We start from the raw sequence: 21,323 nt of genomic DNA, 5'->3' as shown, positions 1-21,323 counted from the left end.
GAATTGAACAACCTTTATTCGATCACTTTTCAGACTATTCATGATGTTTGGAGTTGGGAAAGTCGTGGAATTGTATTAGTAGATTCAAATTAAATGGAGGCGAATCCAATTGACACAAGAATTTACAAAACAATTTATTAACGGAGAGTGGATAAAAGGTTCAAGTAACTCCACAATAGATAATATAAATCCTTTTACAACTAAACCAATTAATGCAATCCCTTCTGCAAACGAAGATGATCTTAATAAAGCTTATCAGAGTGCTGAAAATGCGCAGGCTATCTGGCAGGAGACCAGCCCTTCTGAGCGGCAAGGTTATTTTATGAATTTATTAGAGGTTCTAAAGAAAGAAAAGGAATCTATTATCGATTGGCTTGTGCAGGAGTCAGGCAGCACCAGGATTAAAGCGAACGTTGAATACAATATAACGTACAACGTTGTAAAGGAAGCACATTCTTTTCCAACTAGAATGACAGGTTCGATTTTGCCGTCAGATACAAAGGGAAAAGAGAATTTTGTCTATCGCAATCCAAAAGGCGTGATTGGAGTAATCGGTCCCTGGAACTTCCCGCTCTATTTAGCAATGCGTTCTGTAGCGCCAGCACTTGGAGCAGGCAATACTGTGGTGTTAAAACCCGCCTCAGATACCCCTATTACTTCTGGGTTATTGATTGCTGATTTGCTGGAAAGAGCAGGTTTTCCAAAAGGAACAATTAATGTTGTGGTTGGCAAAGGTTCAGAAATTGGCGATGCCTTCATTACCCATCCAACGCCTGCTATGCTTTCTTTCACTGGTTCAACAGAAGTAGGTAGTCATTTAGCGGAATTAGCAGGTAAAGACCTGAAGGATACTGCCCTTGAACTAGGGGGAAACAATGCCATGATTATTTTAGACGACGCAGATATTGACGAAGCAGTAAATTCAGCGGTATTTGGTAACTTTCTGCACCAAGGTGAAATATGTATGGCGGTAAACCGCTTAATTGTTGATGAAAAAATCCATGATAAATTCGTGGAAAAATTCACTGAGAAAGTTAAGCAGTTGAAAGTAGGAGACCCAAATGAACTTGAAACTGTGGTGGGGCCAATCATCAATCATAGTCAGCTAGTACGGATTCAGGACGACCTTAAAAAGACGATTGATGAAGGTGCAACGGTTCAAACACAAGGTAGTGTACATGGAAACGTGATGGACCCGGTTGTATTGTCTGACGTCACAAATGATATGACAATGGCTCAAAATGAAATCTTTGGACCAGTAGCTGTCATTATAAAGGTAAAGGATGAAGCAGCAGCCATTAACGTTGCAAATGACACCCCTTATGGCCTGAGTGGCTCTGTCTTTACCGGTGATCGCTGGCGTGGCCTTGAGGTTGCAAAGAAAGTCCATACAGGAATGATTCACGTTAACGATCAATCTGTAAACGACGAGCCTCATGTGGCATTTGGTGGCGAGAAAAACTCCGGTCTGGGTCGCTTCGGGGGTAGCTGGGCACTTGATAAATTCACAACTGAAAAATGGATTAGTGTTCAAGCGGAATACCGACAGTACCCATTTTAAGAAAATAAAAACAACCATTCAGTCAGCGCTGCATGGTTGTTTTTTTAAATTGTTATGATTTTTCACCTTTAAACCATATACCATTTTGCTTTCGTACCTTCTCTGTAATAGACAGCACTGCAAAACTCAAGTCTTTTAACCTTCTATATTCTTGTATGTCGTTTCTCTCTATAATTCTTTTAAAATTCTCGATTTCGTACCCCATATCATGTTCGATGTCTGTTGTTTTACATAATGTTCTTTTCTTCGTTTTTGTTTCGAACCGTTCCAGACCAGTTATTGTTCCAGCATTCATAAAAGCTAGCGTTCCGGCTTCCCCATGAATTTCACAGGAATTATTAGTGTCAGATATTTTTGAACACATAATGGTACATGTAAAGCCTGAATACGTTAAAACAAGTGTCCCGTTGCCATCTACTCCACTATCTAATATTACTGGAAAATAAGAGGTTGTTCTAGGTTCTCCAAATAATGTAATCGCTAAGTAAAGTGGATATACACCCAGATCAACGAGGGCACCACCGGAAAAGTTACTTGAGAAAATGTTGGGTTTTTCTCCTTTTAAATACTCATCATACCTGGAAGAGTATTTAGAGCGATGGAGCAGCATACTGCGAACTTGTCCGATTTCATTGACCCTTTCTTTTAAAACTTGAAAATTGGATGAATGTATATTCCTAACCGCTTCAAATAGGTAGACATGGTTTTCTTTAGCTACCTCGTGAGCTTGGTTTAGTTCTTTGGTATTTGAAAATATAGGTTTTTCACATATGACATGTTTCTTATTTTTTAAAAACATAATGGCTTGCTCAAAGTGAAGCGAATTTGGAGACGCAATGTATACACATTCAATTTGGCTGCTTTTTGCCATTTGCTCGAAATCTGTATACATATTCGGTGCACCATGAATTGCAGCAAATTCTTTCGCTTTTTCTTCCGAACGGGAATATACAGCAGTAAGGGTGAAGTCATTAGTCTCCCTTGATGCATTGATAAAAGCAGTTGTAATCCAGCTAGTTCCAACTGTTGCAAAGTTCAATCTCGTCACTCCCTTTACTGATTTGGTACCAAGATTGTTAATCTAGTCTGCTAAGCATACCATTTTCTAGAGAAACAGACATTAACCCCATCCTTAATGTGAAGTACAATGATTTACTTAAGAAAAAAAGAGGCAACTCCTCTAAATCTGAGTTTGCCTCTTTTTGATTATCTTACAACTATCCAAGAACCGCTCGATCACTTTCAAATTCTGAACCGCGGATTCGTTTAAATTCATGTAGCAGTTTTTCAATAGTTAAATCTTGCTTAACATCTCCAGCTACATCAAATATAATTTGCCCCTTATCCATCATAATCAGCCTATTACCTAAATCCAATGCTTGCTGCATATTATGGGTTACCATAAGTGTCGTTAACCCAAATTTTTCAACCACATCATGGGTGAGTTTAGTTATTAATTCCGCTCTTGCAGGATCCAGCGCTGCAGTATGCTCATCAAGCAAAAGTATCTTTGGTTCTGTAAAGGTAGCCATTAATAATGAAAGTGCTTGACGTTCACCACCTGAAAGTAAACCAACTTTTGCTGTTAATCGGTCCTCTAATCCTAAATTTAATGTTAACAAGTATTCTTTAAACATCTTTTTTCGCTTTGATGTCACACCAGGTCTAAGCATTCTCTTTTTATCCCGTGTATATGCCATTGCCAGATTTTCTTCAATTGTCATTGAAGGCGAAGTCCCGGACATCGGGTCTTGGAAAACGCGACCAATAAATGCTGATCGCTTGTGCTCTGGCAATTGAACGACCTGTTTATCACTTATGAATACATCCCCAATATCTGGACTCAGGTTCCCCGAGATAACGTTCATCAGTGTTGATTTACCCGCACCATTGCTTCCGATAACAGTAACAAAATCTCCTTTTGCAAGTTCTAAATTAATGGATTGCAATGCTTTTTTTTCATCGGGAGTTTCTTCATTAAATGTAATAGAAATATCCTTCATTTTAAGCATTGCTACACCTCCATTTTTAGCTGGGCACGTTTTTGCATGCGCCGTTTTTTTTCTTTTCTTGCCTGTAATATTTTTGGCGCCACTAAAGCTGCGATTACGAGTAACGCAGTAATCAATTTCATGTCACCTGTTTCCAAAAATTCTACACGAAGAGCCAGTGTTACGACAATTCGGTAGATAATTGCCCCGCCGATTACAGCTAACGTAGTCCTAGCGATGGTTTTCGTACCAAATAAGGCTTCCCCAATAATAACGGAGGCAAGTCCAATGATAATCATACCAATACCCATTCCTACGTCAGCAAAGCCAGCGTGCTGAGCGATTAATGCTCCAGAAAATGCTACAAGTGCATTTGATATCCCAACACCCACAATAATAAGCGAATCTGTATTTGCCGAGAGGCTCCTAATCATTTTTTGATTATCGCCTGTTGCACGAAGCGCCAGACCAACATCTGTCTTTAAATAGTAATCTGTCATCAACTTAATAACGAGTGTAATTATCACCATTAGAATGACAACAGCCCAAGTACCTGGTAGTTGTTCGACTCCAAGGAATGTCAATATTCCATTTAGAAATGGATCAATACCAGTTGCTATCCAAATGGACTCAAGTTGTTTGAAAAGGGTGGTTTCCCGTAATAAAGATAATGTGGGCTGGCCCATGATTCGTAAATTAATAGAATAAAGTGCAATCATCATAATTATTCCAGATAGCAAAGCATTTATTTTACCCTTCGTATGAAGTATGCCAGTTATACAGCCTGCTAGAAAACCAGCAAATGCCGCTAAAACAGTCGCTAAAATAGGAGGAACTCCATTCATAATAGCTAACGCTGCTACCGCGGCCCCTGTCACAAAACTTCCATCTACTGTTAAATCCGGAAAATCCAAAACACGAAAGGACAAGTAAACACCTAAAGCCATAATTGCATAGATAACGCCTGATTCTACTGCTCCAAATAGTGAATAAAACATGATGTCCTCCTTCAATCATCTAGCAAAATTAGTTAATGAACCCAATTTACTGGAAACTAACGACCCAGAATGGTTGTCTTTTCATAAGTTTTGTTGCTTTTTAATCTTCATAGTTGATATAAACTGTGACGTAACTGCTGTATCTTTTTCCTACCAAGTTTTACTAAATTGGTGCTGATCCAGCGCTTCGGAAAAACACTCGCTTTCCATGGGGAACGCTTCAGCCTCCTCGGAGCAAAAACCGCTCACTGCGGGGTCTTCAGACTGTTCCTTTCCCATTGGAGTCTCGCATTTTTCCGCAGCTTAGTTAGCTTTCTGTTCAAGGGAGAAAACAACCCGTGAAAACATAGAAATCCTAGTGAAGGCAGAATACGAAGTCTCCTGCTTAGAACAGCACGCGTCCGAAGACCCCGGAAGAAGCGTTCTTTGCTTCTGAGGAGACTGAGGCCGTCCCCGCGGAAAGCGAAGTGTTCTGGCGGAACGGCGTCGACAAAATTTTCATTACGTAGCAGTCCATAAAGTTTATGTAAACAACAAATCTTTAAAAAATCAAAATGGGAGATTCCCTCTCCCTGACCTGGAGAGGGTCTAACTGCCCATATAAGTTATTTTTTTACAATTAAATACTACCTATTCTGCAGGTTCAACGAATTTTGCAGCCTCATCCCATTCTTCATTCCACTCAACTGCTTGTTTTTCAGCTGCTTGTTTATTAATAAATAGCTGGATCTCCTGTGGATGTTCAGCTGGAATATCTTTTGGTTCATTTTTACCAGTTAATATATCAACAGCCATCTCACCTGAGCGATAGCCAATTGTGTAGTAATCAATTCCAAAGGTAGCAAACCCACCCTTTTTCAATGAATCTGGTTCACCCACTATAAGCGGGATATCTTGTTCATTAGCAACGCCAACAACACTCTCTAAAGCAGAAACTACTGTGTTATCCGTTACAATATAGAAAACATCCGCTTCGCCAACTAATGTACTAGCTGCCTGTTGTACTTCTGCTGAGCTCGCAACGGTCCGTTCTGAAATACTTAGGCTTGTTCCTTTAACAGCTTCCTTAACCGCTTCAATCTGGGTAACAGAATTCTGCTCTCCAGCATTGTAGATTAAACCAACATTTGCTCCTTCAAAATTAGCTTCAATGAATTCAACAGTACTTTGAATGGCGCCAGGATGTAGATCAAGAACTCCAGTAACATTACCACCAGGTTCTTCCATTGATTTTATCAATCCTGCACCTACAGCATCTGTAACAGAAGTAAAAACAATCGGTATATCACTCGTCGCCTGAACTGCACCAAGTGCACTAGGCGTTGAATTAGCAAAAATTAAATCGACATTGTCTGCAACAAAGTTTTTCGCTATTGGGTTTACGTTATTCTGGTCTCCCTGTGCACTCTGCAGGTCATATTCTACATTTAAACCAGCATCTTTTAGTGCAGCTTGAAAACCTCTATAAGCTTCATCAAGTGAAGGGTGCTCAACAATTTGAGTAGCCCCTATTTTATATGTCTTTTCTTTCTCCCCATTATCATTACTATCCCCTGATGTTTCCTTTGCCCCATCTGAACCACAAGCTGCCAAAACTAAAACTGCCATTACAGCAATCGCAATCAATTGCAGATACTTCTTCATACGAAATCCCCCTATTTAAAGTTTTATCAATTTTGTGAAAATTTTTCTCATTATATCAAACAATAGTATAAACTAATAGCCTTTTTCGAAAATCGGCTAAAGAAATTACACCATATAATAGAAACTAATTTCGAATATCCCACTTTGGCTTCGTTGAGGGGCTGTAAAAACTGTTTCTTTTCCCCCGGTTTTCTATTACTTTTTCACAAATCTTGTTGGCAGCATTCATGGTTGTAATTTGATTCAGTTCCGCTTCCTTGTATACCCTTAGAATTACACTATATATTTCTTTTGTTTTTAATAAAACTCTTTCTTTATTTGCCCCGTAGAGTTCATCAGCAACTTGAATTAGCCCACCTGAGTTGATAATATAGTCAGGTGCAAAAAGGATTCCCTTTTGAGTTAACCTTTCACCATGCTGCTCGCTAAGCAATTGATTGTTTGCAGAACCAGCGATTGCCTTAACTTTAAACTTATCTATCGTATCATCGTTTACTATCCCCCCAAGCGCGCACGGAATGAACACATCAGCTTCTTGGGAGTAGATATCATTACCCTCGACAACCGTTACAGATCCACGTGTTGTTTGAGCCTTTTCTTGAATTTTCATTACACTGCTCTCATTAATGTCAGTTACATAGAGATTAGCACCTTCTTCAAGAAGAGCTTCAGCTACTTTAAAACCCACTTTGCCAAGACCTTGGATTGCATAAGTAACGCCACTAAGGTCATCTTTTCCAAATAGCATTTGATTTGTTGCTCTAATTCCACCTAATACACCTGCAGCAGTTGGAATTGATGAATCACCACTACCTCCGAAAGCCTCCGGTACCCCTACAATATGCTTTGTTTCTTTTTTGGCATGAATAAAATCATCCATTGTAGTTCCCATATCCGTACCAGTATAAAAGCGTCCCCCAAGAGAATCGACAAACTGTCCAAAAGCCCGGAATAATTCAGGTGTTTTGTCTGTAAGTGGATCGCCTATAATTACAGCTTTCCCCCCACCAAAATCAACATCTGCAGCAGCACATTTATAACTCATTCCTTTAGATAGACGAAGTACATCGTTAAGTGCCTCGTCCAGATTTTTGTAAGGCTGCATCCTGCAGCCTCCAAGTGCAGGTCCAAGTGTTGTGTTATGGATAGCAATAATAGCTCTTAAGCCAGTGTTTTTATCATTACAAAACACCACCTGCTCATGTTCAGAGATTTTATCAAGCAAAGCAAAATCCTGATCTATGCTTGATTCTTTTAGGATACTCATACAAATCCTCCGTTGTGGTAAAAAGTAATTTTAAAAAAGCGTTAACATTTACAAGGTTTGTTTCGTTGTCAGTTTCTGTTTGATCATGTCCTTTGGTAGGATTACCTGTTTAACCTCACCTTGACCTATTAACCCATGTTCATTAAACGCCTCAACCTTCGTATGAACTTGCTGCTTATTGTGTTCAGTAAGTGTAGCTGTCAGCTTCACTTTTGAATGAAGTGGAGACGGTTCAATGTGTTTTATTTTTACAGCAGCACCCATCCCTTCTTCATGTTCTTCTAAAAACGGAAGAATGATTTTTCTAGAAACCCATTCCATGTGATATACCATTGCTACAGTGGAATAAACGGGATGTACAACATTTCCTTCAAAGCTAGCAAACATGTCTTCGGTTACTTCTATCTCAATCGTTTCTGTTCTTCCGATGTCCATTCCTGGTTTCATCGCACCACCCCCTTTGAATTTCTTAACTTGTTAGAAATAAATAGGATTCCACTTATATTATGTAGAACTTTTAACTGATAATGATGCTATCTTGTTAGCAGAATCAATGATTTGTTCTTGTGCTTCTCTTATAATTCCTTCAAGTAATTCCTTTACGGAAGGTATATGATTTATGAGTCCTGCCACTTGTCCGCTGTTAATAAAGCCATTCTCCATATCCCCTTTTAAAGCTCCTAATACATGCTGACCCTCAGAGGTGAGATTTCCATATTGTTCTAGTGTCATTTCTTTTTTTTCTAAATCAACTAGTCTACTCGCATACGGATTCTTTAAAATTCTTCTAATCCTCCCAAAGCGACGTCCTATAATTACTGTACTCGTATCTTCAGCTTCTATAAGCCGCTTCTTATATTCATCATGAAATGGCGCCTCTTTCGTAGCAATAAACCTGGTCCCTATTTGCACGCCTTCTGCACCAAGCATTAAAGCTGCCGCGAATCCTTTTCCATCACCAATGCCCCCTGCAGCCAGCACTGGAATAGTCACGTGCTTCACGATTTGGGGTATCAATGTAAATGTTGTAAGCTCCAAGTTAGAATTGATTCCTGCTGCCTCAAAGCCTTCCGCTACAAGCAAATCAGCACCAGCCGCTTCAGCTTTCTTAGCATGTTTGACAGAGGCGACCACTGCAATAACTTTAATATTATGTTTGTGGAGGATAGGTATGTAAGCAGCTGGGTCCCCTGCCGAAAGACTAATTGCTTGAACGTTATACTTAATTACTAAATCTATCAATTGATCGACATAAGGTGTAACACCTAAAGCGATATTTACCGCAAAAGGTTTATCAGTGCGGGCTACAGTATCACTAATTATCTTTTCCACTTCACCTGGAGTCATTGTTCCACAACCAATAGTTCCAAGGCCACCTGCTTCTGAAACAGCAACTGCCAGCTCAGAATTACTGATATTCCCCATTCCACCCTGAAAGATTGGGTAGTCTATATGAAGTAATTTACAAACACTGTTCATCCCACTCGCCTCCTTTCAGATTCTGGTGGTGTCTGTCACCGCTTAATTCCCTTCAAAACGCGGTTCTCGTTTTTCGTTAAAGGCATTTATTGCTTCTACTCGATCTTTCGTCGGTATAACTAATTCATATGCTTTTGACTCAATAGCTAGTCCAGTCTGTAAATCTGTATTCATACCTTGCGTAATGGCATATTTAGCTTGTTTAATAGCTATTGGTCCATTTTTCATCATATCTGCAGCAAGTTTTTCACAAGCTGCAAGTAAATTCTCTCTTTCTACTACCTGCAGAACAACGCCTAAATCAAGTGCTTCCTCAGCCGTGAACCTTTTTGCGGTAAGAATTAGTTCTTTTGCTTTCATTTCTCCAACTAACCTTGGAAGTCGTTGAGTTCCACCGGCACCTGGTATAATCGCCCAGCTTGTTTCTGTTAGTCCCATTTTGGCCTCACTACAGGCAATTGAAAAATCACATGCAATCATTAATTCAAATCCTCCGCCAAATGCATATCCATTTACTGCTGCAATGGTGGGCTGCGGTAAATCTGCGATACTATTAAATACATCTCGGATGGCCTTAACATTTCTTCTTACTTCTGTTTCTGTTAATGTCTTTCTCTCTTTTAAATCCGCACCTGCACTAAACGCTTTCTCCCCTGCTCCCGTGAAAATAACTACTTTCACTTCCTGGTCGAGGTGAATCCTGTTTGTCACTTCCTGAAGGCGGTGTAGCGTGTCGTAATTAAAGCAGTTTAGCGCTTCCACACGGTTAATTGTTACGTACGCTATATGGTTTTCTTTTTTGTATAAAACAGGCTCCATTTTCTTTAGCCCCTTCACTAGCTACTTTGTGCATTTTCTACAATGGCTGCAATGCCCTGACCAACCCCTATGCACATTGTTGCCAGGCCATACTTTGTCCGCTGCCGTTTCATTTCATAAATAAGTGTTGTTAGAATGCGCGCACCACTAGCCCCCAAGGGATGCCCAAAAGCGATAGCGCCGCCGTTGACATTTACCTTTTTAGGATCAAGGTCTAACTGGCTGATACAAGCTAATGATTGAGAAGCAAAGGCTTCATTTAATTCAACACGTCCGATATCACTTATCTTTAATCCTGCTCGCTCCACGGCCTTTTGCGTTGCATAAATAGGTCCAAGCCCCATCATTGCAGGTTCCAGCCCAGCTACAGCTCCTGTCTTGTATGTAACCAGTGGCTCTAAACCCAGTTCCTTTGCCTTCTGAGAACTCATTACAAGTAAAGCGCAAGCACCATCATTAACCCCCGAGGCATTTCCTGCCGTAATGGTTCCACCTTCAAAAATAGGTTTTAATTTCCCTAGCTTTTCAAGCGTAGTTTCAGGTCGTGGATGTTCATCTCTCTCAACAATTATTTCGTTTCCTTTTCGATCTTTGTATCTGACAGGCACAATCTCATCATTACATTTATTTTCTTCCATTGCCTTTTTGGCTCGTTGCTGGCTTTCGTAGGCAAACTGATCCTGGCTTACCCGCGTTATATCAAATCGTTTTGCAACATTTTCAGCAGTTTGCGGCATCGTGTCTGAACCATACATTTCTGCCAGCCGAATATTTGTAAAACGCCAGCCAATTGTTGTATCGAAAAGTTCCATATTTCCACGTGGGAATTCTTTATCTGGCTTAGCCATAACAAAAGGTGCTCGTGTCATGCTTTCCGTACCACCGGCTATAAATATATCCCCTTCACCCATTGCGATTGCTCGTGCTGCATACATCACGGAATCAAGCCCTGACCCGCAGAGGCGGTTAATTGTAGTTCCTCCAACGGTTACAGGAAGACCGGCCAGCAGAGCTGACATTCTCGCAACATTACGATTGTCCTCCCCGGCCTGGTTGGCATTACCAAAAACTACATCTTCTATTTGTTCCATTGGAAGATTAGGATTGCGATCAATGATTGCCTTAATTACTGTTGCCCCAAGGTCATCAGGCCGTACATCTTTTAAAGCACCTTTGTACCTTCCAAATGGTGTTCGGACAGCATCAACAATAACTACTTCTCTCATTTTTTAATCAACTCTTCTTTGTCTGTATAGTCGTAGACTCCCCTACCAGTTTTTCGTCCAAGCCGCCCAGCTTTAACGTATTGCTCGAGAAGAGGTGCAGGCCGAAACTTCTCCCCAAGCGTCTCATGCAGATACTTTAAATTGTTAAGCCTGGCATCTAGTCCTACTAAATCACCAAGCTCAAAAGGACCCATTGGGTAATTTAATCCCAAGCGGATTGCCTTATCTATATCTTCCGCTGAAGCAACACCTTCTTGCAGCATATGAAAGGCTTCATTCCCAACCATTGCACTGATTCGGCTTGTTACAAATCCCGGAAACTCATTCACCTCAACAGTTTCTTTTCCCATCTTTTCTGCTGATTCACGAATTAGCGCAACAGTTAGCGTGCTAGTTTCCAGTCCTCTTACAATCTCTACCAATGGCATCATATGAACAGGATTAAAAAAATGCATTACCGCTACCTGTCTTGGCCTTTTTGTAAAAGAAGCTAACTCTGTCGGGCTGATGGTTGATGTATTTGATGCAAAGATCGTGTGACCTGGTGCATGCTTTTCAGCCATCTCCATTACTTGTTTCTTTAGCTCTCGCTTTTCTGGAACTGCCTCAATAAAAAGATCAGCCGTTTCTACTGTGGATTCACAATTTAATGAAGTATGCAGATTGCCTAATAAATGTTGGGCCTGCTCTTCTGTCAGTTTTTCTCTTTTTATCCCTTTTTGAGTCGTTTGCTTCGCGTAATCATGTGCTTCCTGCAGTTGTTTTTCCGATATATCAACCAACGTTGTATGGAAACCGGCAAGGGCCGAGACATATGCGATCCCACGGCCCATTACACCAGCCCCCATGACAGTTACATTGCGTATCGCCATAAATAACACCCCTTTTGTATATCAGCGGCGTTGATTAACATCAAAGCCGCTGACCAAGCCCGCTCCGCTTTTGTTTCATCCAGCCTTGTCTCCTTGGGGTTCGCGTCATAAGCATGAAACACTTCGAACGTACAAACCAACGTTCTACGGTTTCTTGCTTATGCGTTTCACCCCAGATCAGTCAACTCCGCTTTTGTTCTCACACTCCGAATGGGTTGATTGGTTTTCCTCCGTGGTAGGATAGGACGCTTTTGTCTTCCATATATAAATCTAATGTTTCCACGCAAAGTTCTCTGCCGAATCCTGATTGTTTGTAGCCGCCGAATGGTGTGCCTGGGAAAGCTGAAAACGGACAGTTGACCATAACGATTCCCGCATCAATTTTATGCGCTACTCGTGTTGCTCTTGCTTGGTTAGTAGTCCAGATTGCTGATCCTAATCCATATTCAGTATCGTTTGCACGTTTGATAACATCTTTTTCATCTGTGAACTTTTCAACAACAACAACTGGTCCAAAAATTTCTTCCTTTACCGCTTTCATATCAGGTGTTACGTCTGTAATGACAGTAGGTTCATACCAATGTCCATTTTCGAAACCTTCTATCTTACACACTTTACCACCTGTCGCTATTGTTGCCCCTGCTTCTTTTGCAGACTGAACGTATCCATCGATAATTTCTAATTGATCACGACTAATAATTGAACCGAGGTGAGTACCTTTATCGAATGGATCGCCTGATTTTAATTTCTTCGTTTTTGCTATAAACTGTTCCATAAATTCATCGTAAATTGATTCATGCACAAACATTCGTGAACGAGCTTCACATGACTGTCCTGTGTTAAAGAAGATGCCGAATAAGGATCCAGGAACCGCTGCTTCTAAATCTGCATCGTCAAACACAATATTTGGAGATTTGCCACCAAGCTCAAGAGTAAGACGCTTTAGCGATTGGGAAGCTTTACTCATAATGTCTTTTCCGGTTGGTGTTGAGCCTGTGAAAGCAACTTTATTAATATCCTCGTGCTGTACAAGGTAATCTCCAATCACAGAACCTGAACCTGGAATCGTATTAATCACGCCGGCTGGTACTCCCGCTTCATGACAGATTTCAGTAAGTATTATAGCCGTGATCGGTGTAAGGCTGGCAGGCTTTAAGACTACAGAGCAACCTGTGGCTATCGCTGGTGCTATCTTCCACGCAGCCATCATCATCGGATAATTCCAAGGAATAATCTGCGCGCACACTCCAACTGGTTCTTTGTTTGTATAGTTAAAAAAGCCATTCGGCACATTATTTACTACTCCTCGATGGCCTACAATTGCACCAGCATAAAACTCAAAATCCTCAATTGACTGGTTAATTTGTATTTGCGCAGCGCCGACTGACTTTCCACTGTTTAACACCTCTAGTTCAACCAGTTCATTAAAACGTTCACGCATAATTGCTGCTATTTTATTCAGTACGCGTGATCGTTTACCAACAGGGTATTTGCGCCATTTCCCATTGTCAAATGCATTTCTGGCCGCTTGTACCGCTAACTCCGCATCTTCCTTATTTGCTTTAGCCACTGTAGCTAATGCCTCACCTTTTGCTGGATTATATGTTTTAAATACCTCGCTTGAGCTGCTTTCTACACGTTCACCATTAATAATCATCGCATAGTGGTCACGTTTCATTGGTCTAACCTCTGTTACAGGTTCTTTTACTACTGTATGTTCCATTTCCATCACTCCTTCTATTAATTTCCAATAAAGTTCGGCTTGCGTTTTTCTTTAAATGCCTGCAATCCCTCTTGATGATCATAGGACTTTCCAGCGGTATGTTGTGCCTGTGCTTCTTGTTCCAGCATCTCTTCGAATGGCAGGTGCATCCCGTCCATCATATAGCCTTTAATTAAAGCGAATGATCGAGTTGGTAAAGCAGCAAGTGATTCTGCAAAAAGCGCAATCTCCCCGTCCCAATCCGATGATTCAATCACTTCTGTTGCAAGCCCCAGCTGGTATGCCTCTGTCCCAGAAATTGGTTTACCCAACACCGCTATTTCGAGAGCTTTTGCATAACCAATAAGGCGCGGCAGAACATAGAGAAAACCGGAATCCGGAATTAAACCAATGTTCATAAATGCACTGACAAATTTACTTTCAGGCTTTACTAACCTAAAATCGGCTGCTAAAGCCAAACTCATGCCAGCACCTGCAGCTATTCCATTTACTGCGGCTACAATCGGCTTAGGTGTTTGTTTAATTGCCTTCATCATTGGATGGTATCGTGTACGAAGAAATGTTCCATGATCAGTATTCTCGTCCACACCAGCCAAATCTTCTCCCGCACAAAACGCTTTCCCACTCCCAGTAACCAAGATACTTCTCACGTCTTCATCTTCACTTGCTGCCTGTAAAGCACTAATTATTTCTGTATTCATTTCTTCTGTGAAAGCATTATAGGAAGATGGACGATTCAAAATGATGGATGCTACTGCGCCCTTTTTTTCATAAAGAATCTTTTTATAATCTGATTCCATTACTTACACTCCTTTAAGAAAACTTTAGCCGCTCTTTTGCTCATATCCCATTCATTTCTATTAATTTACTAATCTTCGAGTTCTTCACCAATCATGAGTGTAACAATGTCTCCAGCAAACTTCATAACATCTTTCCCCGAAGCTTTTCCTTCATCTGTTTTCATAGCCTTCTGCAGTGAGTCATGATCATCATAGAACATCTCACATAAAAGGTAATAATCACTTTTCCCCATCGGCGAACCGACAATTTTTGTTACTTTCATTTCTCTAAGTCCCGGAATCTCCTTTGTGAGCGGTGTGTGTGTATTAAAATAATGCTCATCGAAAGCTTCTTTGTCTTCCGGTTGTTTGTACAAAGCAATTAGTTTTACCATTTTAAAAACCCCTTCTTTATTAATTCATCACATCGTTAACTACATTACATTTTCCTTAACTACTGGTTTCATAGCTTCAAACGGATTCTTGCAGGACCTACAATACAAGATACTACGACAGGCAGTAGGTCCAAATACATTATCCATTGTGGTGTAGCCAGACCCACAAAACGGACAGTCGACAGTCCATTCATCACCTGGGTTATAGTTTTCGGGTGGCGGAGAAACGCCATGTTTTTTCAACTGCTCCCTTCCCACGTTAGTAATAGAATCTGTTGACCAGATATGTTTGTAGGAAAACTCAACGTGGCATTCTTTAACCCATGCAACTTCCTCTACCGCTTTTTTCACATTAGCTTCAATAAAATCAAGAGCAGGGCAACCGGCAAATGTTGGAACCATCGAAATGAAGACTTTGTTTTGCATAACGAGTACATCATGGACCATCCCGAGGTCAAATACACTTACTGAGGGAAGCTCTGGATCATCTACTGTTTTTAAAACCGCCCTAATTTCTTCTTGTTTTTCTGGATCCCCCATACTACACATCCCCCTTTCTAAAAATGGCTATTTTCTAAAAGATAGTTTTTTTTTGACACAAAATCTATAAACTGCGACGTAGCGCTAGATTGATTTCCTACCACACTTTACTAGATTGGTGTTGACTTCAGCGCTGCGGAAAAACACTCGCTTTCCGTGGGGAACGCTTCAGCCTCCTCGGAGCAAAAACCGCTCACTGCGGGGTCTTCAGACTGTTCCTTTCCCACTGGAGTCTCGCGTTTTTCCTCCGCTTAGATAGCCCTCTGTTCAAGAGAGAAAAATCCCCTTAGTGGAGGCAGAATACGAAGACTCCTGCGGGAACAGCACGAGTCCGAAGGCCCCGGAAGAAGCGCTCTTTGCTTCTGAGGAGACTGAGGCCGTGCCCGCGGAAAGCGAAGTATTCTGCCGGAACGGCGTAGAGAAAGTTTTCACTACGTCACAGTTTCCATCAACTACGAAAGCTAAAAAACAACAAAACTTATAAAATGAGCTTATAAATAGTTAAGTAGCTTTTAGACCTACCAAACAGCCTCTTTATCCGTGTTGTACACTTCAGCAAAAATTAGTAATGCTTGTTCTAAATCCTCTGTATGTTCACCATTTCTACCTGAACCAGATTTTTTTCCAATTGAAAACTCTGGAGGTGATTTTAATGTTGCTTCAATTTCTTCTAACCACTGCTGCTTTAAATAGTCTTCACCAGCAATTAATTTATGCGTAACCATTTCCTTTTCGTGAGAGCCTAATTCTAAAACATCTTGAAATTCATTCCAGGCTTCCTCGACACGAAAAGTAATTCGCCTTTGCGCATCAGGCGTAGATCCCTGTAGCTGTTTTATCCAGATTTTCCAATGCGCTAAGTGATATGGTTGTTCCATTAATACCTTTTGGGCAATGTTTGCAAGAGGTACATAGGAGCTTCTGGTAAGCGCTTTCAATTTCACCTTTTTGAAAACCTCGTAAAAATATTGCCGTACAACTGTCAAAGCCCAGTCATAGTATGGATCCTCAAGATATGAACCATCACCGTTTTTCATTTCAAGGTAGATAGCGTTTTTACGTTTATTAGATGGACGCTCATGTGCAAGAACATCTGAATTTCCTTCTCCTAATTCCTCAAGCAGATTATAGTATAATGACGCGTGTCCCATCGTATTTTGTGTAATAGATGAAAAAGCCACGTCTTCTTCAATATGGGGTGCCAAACCCAACCACTCAGATCCACGAAATGCGACGATAAAGTCATCATCAGCAAGCTGGTAAAGTAATTCAGTTAAAGATTTATAATAGGATTCATCTTGCTTTGCCTGTGCTGCATTTTCAACAAGTGTCACGACTTTTTCACCTCTTTCCAGGACATGATTTCATTTTCATCTAACATACCCTGTTCTTTTTCTTTCCACTTCTTCCGTAAATATCCATACCCTTTTGTAGTTCGGTATTCCTTGTTGTCTATCCGCTTCGTCCACAATTGACGTTCCTCAGTAGAAAGCGTGCGAATGTTTTTCCTTTTCACTACCCAGACATCAAAAATTTCTTCTCTGCGCATAAAGTTTTCGAGCGCTAGATTCAATGCCATTTCATCGTTTGGTGCAAGTAAGCTAAATTGATGTTGAATAGGCGCCTTTAAGCTTTTTTTACTAAAAACTTCATATTCTTGATAAAAGTTAGACTCATCACTCACTACCATTATTCTATGCCTCCAATTCGTCTTCTTATGATTCAATCATTTCCTGCGCTAAGGCTTTCCTAACCCACTTGTTATTTTCATAGGCAATACGTCTTAACAATAACCGGTCTTCTGATTTAGGACCCTTGTTCCGGATGATCTTTTTAAATTCATTCCAGTCGGGCTGTTGATAAATCCATTGCTTTTTTTCCTCATCATAATGAACTGTTTCATCGGGTAGTGTTAACCCCAAAGAAAAAACACGTGGTAAATATTTGTCCAAGAAGGCTTGGCGTAATTCTTCATTTGTACTTTTACGGATACGATATTTTTTCATAACATCCTGCTTAGATGAACCTGTCGTTTCTGCAGAACTCGGACCGAAAAACATTAATATTGGTTCCCACCAACGATTAAGTGAGTCCTGTAATATTTCACGTTGCTCTTTTGTTCCTTCAGCCAACGCCATAATAATAGATTCACCATGTTGTGCATGAAACACCTCTTCAGCACAAATTCGTTGAAGAGCCCTCTGATATGGACCATACGATGCATCCAGCATATTAGTTTGAGAAATAATAGCCGCACCATCGACTAACCAGCCTACCATTCCGGCATCTGCCCATGTCTTTGTTGGCATATGAAAGACATTATGAAACTTTAAATCTCCTGTTAATAAATCCTGCATTAAATCTTCTCTATTTCTACCATAAGGTTTCATTAAATCTTCCGTCACACGTAATAGAAGCTGTCCATGACCCATTTCATCCTGTACTTTTGCCATAATACCTAATTTCCTCTTTAAAGTTGGTGCTTTAGGCGTCCACTCCTTTTCAGGAAGCGCACCCATAATTTCGCTGATTCCATGCATGGATATAAGTTTTATAAGTGATTTACGATACTCTTCCGGCATCCAATCATCAGCCTCTATCTTCTCACCTGACTCAATTCGATCCATAAATCCAGCATATTTGTCAGGGTCTTCAACATATGCAGTCGTTACGGAGTCAGTGTCCTCCACAAAGTTATACATTATAACATCTCCTTATAACGTTTATATAACGTTAGTATATCAAAGTGTTATACGATTATCAATATCTAAATTTTCTTTAAACTGTGTGCAGAACTTCACTACTTTAACTGTTATCTTTAATGGGGACTGTCCTCGCAAAGCAAAATATAGTACAATGTTTTCAGGCATTATTAATTCAGAAGTGTTTACAGGAAGGAATCCACATGAATAAAATAGTAAATACACGTTCAATGATTTTTACTCTGTATGGAGATTACATAAGTCGTTATGGAAACGTAATTTGGATTGGCAGTTTAATTCGATTACTGAAAGAGTTCGGACATAATGAACAATCTGTTCGTGCAGCCATATCCCGCATGAGCAAACAGGGTTGGGTTCAGTCAGAAAAAAAGGGGAATAAAAGCTATTACTCTTTAACAAATCGCGGGAAAGCTAGAATGGATGAAGCATCGAAGCGAATATACCAATTAGAATCTCCTGAATGGGACGGAAGTTGGAGAATGCTTATCTATACAATTCCAGAGGACAAGCGTTATTTGAGGGATGAATTAAGACAGGAATTGATTTGGAGTGGATTTGGCCTCCTATCTAACAGCTGTTGGATTACTCCAAACCCCCTTGAAGAACAGACCAAAGATTTAATTGATAAATACGATGTCAGTTCCTATGTTTCATTTTTTAAATCTACATATGAAGGAATGAATGACCATGCAAGCTTGGTTGAGAAATGTTGGGACTTAGACAATATTAATGAAAAGTATTCACAGTTTATCGAGGAATATAGTAAAGATTACATTATAGACAAACATAAAATAGCGAAAGGGGAAATAAGTGAAGGGAGCTGCTTCGTAAAACGATCTTTACTTGTCCACCAATATAGAAAGTTTTTGTTCATTGATCCAAGTCTTCCTCAGGAACTCTTACCAGAAAAGTGGGTTGGAGACTCAGCAGCTTCCCTTTTTGCAGATTATTATCAAATACTAGCAAAACCTGCAACACGATTTTTCGAATCTGTATTTGAACAAGGAGATCCACCTGTTATCAAAGAGGAAAAGTAGCAAAAGGGTTAGCCTTATGCTACTTTTTCTTATCAATCTATTTGTTCAAGTACTTCCACTTGCTTGAACTCCTGCCCCTTTTCAGCATAGGTACTGATCGTTTCTTCAATCATTTCCATATCTTCATCCGTTAACGTTCTTACTACTTTTCCAGGTGAACCCAATACAAGTGAGCGTGGAGGAATTAATTTTCCAGGAGGTACTAGGCTATTTGCACCTATTATAGAGTATTCTCCTATATCAGCCCCATCTAACACAGTAGCGCCCATGCCCACTAGCACTCCCTTCCGCAGGGTACACCCATGAATGATCGCATTATGGCCTATAGAAACCTCGTCTTCTAATGTGAGTGGAAACTTTTCATAAAGGTGACACATGGAATTTTCCTGTATATTGCAGCGTTCACCAATTCGTATTGGACCTTCATCTCCTCTTACAACAACATTGAAAAGGATCGTTGAATAGGCGCCAATTTCTACATTTCCAATCACCGTAGCATTATCTGCAATGAAAGCAGATTCATGTATACGTGGTGTTTGATCTTTGTAACGGTAAATCATCGTATCTCTCCCTTATTTTACAGTCTGTTTTTCTCTATTATCGACCACACGAACTGCTTTCCCTTCCGACCTTGGAATCGATTTTGGAGACATCAGTTTGATATCGATGGTTACCAAGCAATGCTCTTTAACCAATGCTTGAATCTGTTGTTTTAATTGTGTTTTCTTTTCTTCCTCTTCATCTAATTTAAATTCTGTATACGTTTTCTCGGACATCTCCACATGCAGTTCAACCGAATCCATATGATTCTCTTTGTCTAAAAATACTTGATAATGTGGAGCTAATTCCTTAACCCGGAGCAATGCCCGCTCTATTTCTGATGGGAAAACATTGACCCCTCGAATGATGAGCATGTCTCCAATCCGACCTTTTATACGCGACATACGCATGGTTGTCCTGCCACATTTGCACTTCTTGCGGGTAACAGTTGCAAGATCACCAGTACGGTAGCGGATAATTGGAAAGGCTTCTTTCGTTAAACTTGTAAAAACAAGCTCGCCATACTCACCATCTGGAACCGGCTCTAATGTATCAGGGTTAATTACCTCTGTAAAAAAATGATCGTCCTGAATATGCAGGCCATCTTGTTGCTCGTGACATTCAATAGCAACTCCTGGACCAACAACTTCACTTAGCCCATAAATGTCAACTGCCTTGATACCCATCTTCTCTTCCAATGTCTGTCGCATTTCTTCTGACCAAGGCTCTGAACCAAATATACCAAATTTAAGACTTGTAGCACGTGGGTCTAATCCATCCTCTTCCATCTGCTCAGCAATTCGCAGTGCATAAGAAGGAGTTGCGCAGATTACTTGTGGTTTGAGGTCTTCTATCAACATAATTTGCCGTTTCGTATTCCCTCCAGAAACGGGCACGGTTGTAATGCCGAGCTTTTCTCCTCCATGATGGAGTCCTAACCCTCCAGTGAACAGACCATACCCGTAGGCATTATGCATAATATCACCTGAATTACCACCTGCTGCGGCGATTGATCTAGCAACAATCTCTGCCCAGTCATCAACGTCCTTCCTTGTGTAACCAACAATCGTAGGTTTTCCACTAGTCCCTGAGGAAGCGTGCAGGCGAATTATATCTTTCATAGATGAGGCAAATAACCCATATGGATAATGCTCCCTTAAATCCTTCTTTTCCGTAAATGGAAGTTTACGAACATCATCCAAAGATTTTATATCACTTCGATCGATACCAAGTTCACTAAACTTATCTTGATAATAGGCAACATGATTATCAACTCGGTAAACGGTCTCCTGCAGTCTTTCAAGCTGTAGTTTCTCCATTTCATTCCGCTCTAACGTTTCTATTGCTTCATTAAAAATCAATCTAATACCCCCTTGAGTCACTTAAGTATGACAGTTTTTAAAGTATCGTTTTAAATACGTTATTAAAATGATATCGCTTACATTTTATATTGTCAATAAAATTTAGAATTTTTGTAACAATTGTCTTGTTACTTTCCAGAACAAAAGCCCAAGCGCCCTGGGTAGAGACGTACGGACTGGACTGAGCCGCAGGAGATAAAGAAGCCGGTGTTGACTTATCGTACGAAAGCGAGGGAAGTCTCGCTAGTCTCTGGGCGTTGCAGCTGGACGTTGCTGTTACTGTAAGCAAGCTTTACAAAGACAAGTTCTTATACGTTTTTTACTGCTAAAAAAAAGACAGGCCTTCCCTTTAAAGGAAGTCCTGTCTT

21 protein-coding genes are annotated in these 21,323 nt (G+C 40.4%); 2 read left to right on the top strand and 19 right to left on the bottom strand.

The window, feature by feature from the left end; translation table 11 throughout:
* Positions 1-109: 109 nt before the first annotated feature.
* Entirely contained in the window at positions 110-1,561 is a 1,452-nt protein-coding gene (locus ACOI1D_RS13090; RefSeq protein ID WP_422501737.1) for an aldehyde dehydrogenase family protein, read from the top strand.
* 52 nt (positions 1,562-1,613) lie between these two features.
* On the opposite strand, the gene ACOI1D_RS13085 is transcribed toward ACOI1D_RS13090, so the two are convergent.
* The 17 genes from ACOI1D_RS13085 to paaA all read right to left on the bottom strand — a co-directional run bounded on the left by ACOI1D_RS13085 (position 1,614) and on the right by paaA (position 17,996).
* Complete coding sequence (locus tag ACOI1D_RS13085; RefSeq protein WP_422501736.1) at positions 1,614-2,609, bottom strand: Gfo/Idh/MocA family protein; 996 nt, start codon at positions 2,607-2,609, stop codon at positions 1,614-1,616.
* 169 nt (positions 2,610-2,778) lie between these two features.
* Positions 2,779-3,573 carry an ABC transporter ATP-binding protein gene (locus ACOI1D_RS13080; RefSeq protein WP_422501735.1) on the bottom strand — a complete coding sequence of 265 codons (795 nt, stop codon included), beginning with the start codon at positions 3,571-3,573 and terminating at the stop codon, positions 2,779-2,781.
* Positions 3,574-3,575: 2 nt separating this feature from the next.
* Positions 3,576-4,550, bottom strand: coding sequence for an ABC transporter permease (locus ACOI1D_RS13075; protein ID WP_422501734.1), 975 nt, complete (start codon positions 4,548-4,550; stop codon positions 3,576-3,578).
* A gap of 630 nt (positions 4,551-5,180) precedes the next feature.
* Positions 5,181-6,194, bottom strand: a complete 1,014-nt coding sequence (locus ACOI1D_RS13070; protein WP_422501733.1) for an ABC transporter substrate binding protein — start codon at positions 6,192-6,194, stop codon at positions 5,181-5,183.
* A 124-nt stretch (positions 6,195-6,318) separates the two neighbouring features.
* Positions 6,319-7,461, bottom strand: a complete 1,143-nt coding sequence (locus ACOI1D_RS13065) for a Leu/Phe/Val dehydrogenase (protein WP_422501732.1) — start codon at positions 7,459-7,461, stop codon at positions 6,319-6,321.
* A 48-nt stretch (positions 7,462-7,509) separates the two neighbouring features.
* Complete coding sequence (locus ACOI1D_RS13060; RefSeq protein WP_422501731.1) at positions 7,510-7,908, bottom strand: thioesterase family protein; 399 nt, start codon at positions 7,906-7,908, stop codon at positions 7,510-7,512.
* A gap of 57 nt (positions 7,909-7,965) precedes the next feature.
* Entirely contained in the window at positions 7,966-8,940 is a 975-nt protein-coding gene (locus tag ACOI1D_RS13055) for an NAD(P)H-dependent flavin oxidoreductase (protein ID WP_422501730.1), read from the bottom strand.
* Positions 8,941-8,982: 42 nt separating this feature from the next.
* Positions 8,983-9,759 (bottom strand): enoyl-CoA hydratase-related protein, encoded by a 777-nt coding sequence (locus tag ACOI1D_RS13050; protein WP_422501729.1) that lies wholly within the window; start codon positions 9,757-9,759, stop codon positions 8,983-8,985.
* A 17-nt stretch (positions 9,760-9,776) separates the two neighbouring features.
* Positions 9,777-10,985: a thiolase family protein gene (locus ACOI1D_RS13045; protein ID WP_422501728.1), complete on the bottom strand. Its 1,209-nt coding sequence runs from the start codon at positions 10,983-10,985 to the stop codon at positions 9,777-9,779.
* Positions 10,982-11,857 carry a 3-hydroxyacyl-CoA dehydrogenase gene (locus tag ACOI1D_RS13040; RefSeq protein ID WP_422501727.1) on the bottom strand — a complete coding sequence of 292 codons (876 nt, stop codon included), beginning with the start codon at positions 11,855-11,857 and terminating at the stop codon, positions 10,982-10,984. The genes ACOI1D_RS13045 and ACOI1D_RS13040 overlap by 4 nt, the downstream gene beginning before the upstream one ends.
* A 199-nt stretch (positions 11,858-12,056) precedes the next feature.
* Positions 12,057-13,580 carry an aldehyde dehydrogenase family protein gene (locus ACOI1D_RS13035; protein ID WP_422501726.1) on the bottom strand — a complete coding sequence of 508 codons (1,524 nt, stop codon included), beginning with the start codon at positions 13,578-13,580 and terminating at the stop codon, positions 12,057-12,059.
* Between the two features lie 17 nt (positions 13,581-13,597).
* Positions 13,598-14,380, bottom strand: a complete 783-nt coding sequence (locus ACOI1D_RS13030) for an enoyl-CoA hydratase/isomerase family protein (RefSeq protein ID WP_422501725.1) — start codon at positions 14,378-14,380, stop codon at positions 13,598-13,600.
* Positions 14,381-14,448: 68 nt separating this feature from the next.
* The gene (locus tag ACOI1D_RS13025) at positions 14,449-14,754 is read right to left on the bottom strand and encodes an EthD family reductase (protein ID WP_422501724.1); all 306 of its coding nucleotides are present in this window, start codon (positions 14,752-14,754) and stop codon (positions 14,449-14,451) included.
* A 39-nt stretch (positions 14,755-14,793) separates the two neighbouring features.
* Entirely contained in the window at positions 14,794-15,294 is a 501-nt protein-coding gene (gene paaD, locus ACOI1D_RS13020) for a 1,2-phenylacetyl-CoA epoxidase subunit PaaD (protein ID WP_422501723.1), read from the bottom strand.
* Between the two features lie 518 nt (positions 15,295-15,812).
* On the bottom strand, positions 15,813-16,628 hold the full coding sequence (gene paaC / locus ACOI1D_RS13015) for a 1,2-phenylacetyl-CoA epoxidase subunit PaaC (RefSeq protein WP_422501722.1): 816 nt from the start codon (positions 16,626-16,628) through the stop codon (positions 15,813-15,815).
* Positions 16,625-16,984, bottom strand: a complete 360-nt coding sequence (gene paaB / locus ACOI1D_RS13010) for a 1,2-phenylacetyl-CoA epoxidase subunit PaaB (protein WP_422501721.1) — start codon at positions 16,982-16,984, stop codon at positions 16,625-16,627. The genes paaC and paaB overlap by 4 nt, the downstream gene beginning before the upstream one ends.
* 25 nt (positions 16,985-17,009) lie before the next feature.
* Positions 17,010-17,996, bottom strand: coding sequence for a 1,2-phenylacetyl-CoA epoxidase subunit PaaA (gene paaA, locus ACOI1D_RS13005; RefSeq protein ID WP_422501720.1), 987 nt, complete (start codon positions 17,994-17,996; stop codon positions 17,010-17,012).
* 203 nt (positions 17,997-18,199) lie between these two features.
* On the opposite strand from paaA, the gene paaX reads away from it, so the two are divergent.
* Complete coding sequence (paaX, locus tag ACOI1D_RS13000; RefSeq protein WP_422501719.1) at positions 18,200-19,054, top strand: phenylacetic acid degradation operon negative regulatory protein PaaX; 855 nt, start codon at positions 18,200-18,202, stop codon at positions 19,052-19,054.
* 32 nt (positions 19,055-19,086) lie between these two features.
* On the opposite strand, the gene ACOI1D_RS12995 is transcribed toward paaX, so the two are convergent.
* Positions 19,087-19,614: a gamma carbonic anhydrase family protein gene (locus ACOI1D_RS12995; RefSeq protein ID WP_422501718.1), complete on the bottom strand. Its 528-nt coding sequence runs from the start codon at positions 19,612-19,614 to the stop codon at positions 19,087-19,089.
* Positions 19,615-19,626: 12 nt separating this feature from the next.
* The gene (locus tag ACOI1D_RS12990) at positions 19,627-20,913 is read right to left on the bottom strand and encodes a phenylacetate--CoA ligase family protein (protein WP_422501745.1); all 1,287 of its coding nucleotides are present in this window, start codon (positions 20,911-20,913) and stop codon (positions 19,627-19,629) included.
* Positions 20,914-21,323: the final 410 nt, after the last annotated feature.

This window comes from Virgibacillus sp. DJP39 (assembly GCF_049310925.1).
Lineage (GTDB): Bacteria > Bacillota > Bacilli > Bacillales > Amphibacillaceae > Virgibacillus_F.
The sequence above is the reverse complement of the archived record's forward strand: the minus strand, read 5'-3'. Positions and strand labels throughout refer to the sequence as shown.

Bases quoted from the DNA above. Each gene is read 5' to 3' on its own strand.
- ACOI1D_RS13080 (WP_422501735.1), bottom strand. From the start codon at position 3,573: ATGCTTAAAATGAAGGATATTTCTATTACATTTAATGAAGAAACTCCC.
- ACOI1D_RS13075 (WP_422501734.1), bottom strand. From the start codon at position 4,550: ATGTTTTATTCACTATTTGGAGCAGTAGAATCAGGCGTTATCTATGCA.
- ACOI1D_RS13070 (WP_422501733.1), bottom strand. From the start codon at position 6,194: ATGAAGAAGTATCTGCAATTGATTGCGATTGCTGTAATGGCAGTTTTA.
- ACOI1D_RS13065 (WP_422501732.1), bottom strand. From the start codon at position 7,461: ATGAGTATCCTAAAAGAATCAAGCATAGATCAGGATTTTGCTTTGCTT.
- ACOI1D_RS13060 (WP_422501731.1), bottom strand. From the start codon at position 7,908: ATGAAACCAGGAATGGACATCGGAAGAACAGAAACGATTGAGATAGAA.
- ACOI1D_RS13055 (WP_422501730.1), bottom strand. From the start codon at position 8,940: ATGAACAGTGTTTGTAAATTACTTCATATAGACTACCCAATCTTTCAG.
- ACOI1D_RS13050 (WP_422501729.1), bottom strand. From the start codon at position 9,759: ATGGAGCCTGTTTTATACAAAAAAGAAAACCATATAGCGTACGTAACA.
- ACOI1D_RS13045 (WP_422501728.1), bottom strand. From the start codon at position 10,985: ATGAGAGAAGTAGTTATTGTTGATGCTGTCCGAACACCATTTGGAAGG.
- ACOI1D_RS13040 (WP_422501727.1), bottom strand. From the start codon at position 11,857: ATGGCGATACGCAATGTAACTGTCATGGGGGCTGGTGTAATGGGCCGT.
- ACOI1D_RS13035 (WP_422501726.1), bottom strand. From the start codon at position 13,580: ATGGAACATACAGTAGTAAAAGAACCTGTAACAGAGGTTAGACCAATG.
- ACOI1D_RS13030 (WP_422501725.1), bottom strand. From the start codon at position 14,380: ATGGAATCAGATTATAAAAAGATTCTTTATGAAAAAAAGGGCGCAGTA.
- ACOI1D_RS13025 (WP_422501724.1), bottom strand. From the start codon at position 14,754: ATGGTAAAACTAATTGCTTTGTACAAACAACCGGAAGACAAAGAAGCT.
- paaD (WP_422501723.1), bottom strand. From the start codon at position 15,294: ATGGGGGATCCAGAAAAACAAGAAGAAATTAGGGCGGTTTTAAAAACA.
- paaB (WP_422501721.1), bottom strand. From the start codon at position 16,984: ATGGTAGTGAGTGATGAGTCTAACTTTTATCAAGAATATGAAGTTTTT.
- paaA (WP_422501720.1), bottom strand. From the start codon at position 17,996: ATGTATAACTTTGTGGAGGACACTGACTCCGTAACGACTGCATATGTT.
- paaX (WP_422501719.1), top strand. From the start codon at position 18,200: ATGAATAAAATAGTAAATACACGTTCAATGATTTTTACTCTGTATGGA.
- ACOI1D_RS12995 (WP_422501718.1), bottom strand. From the start codon at position 19,614: ATGATTTACCGTTACAAAGATCAAACACCACGTATACATGAATCTGCT.
- ACOI1D_RS12990 (WP_422501745.1), bottom strand. From the start codon at position 20,913: ATGGAGAAACTACAGCTTGAAAGACTGCAGGAGACCGTTTACCGAGTT.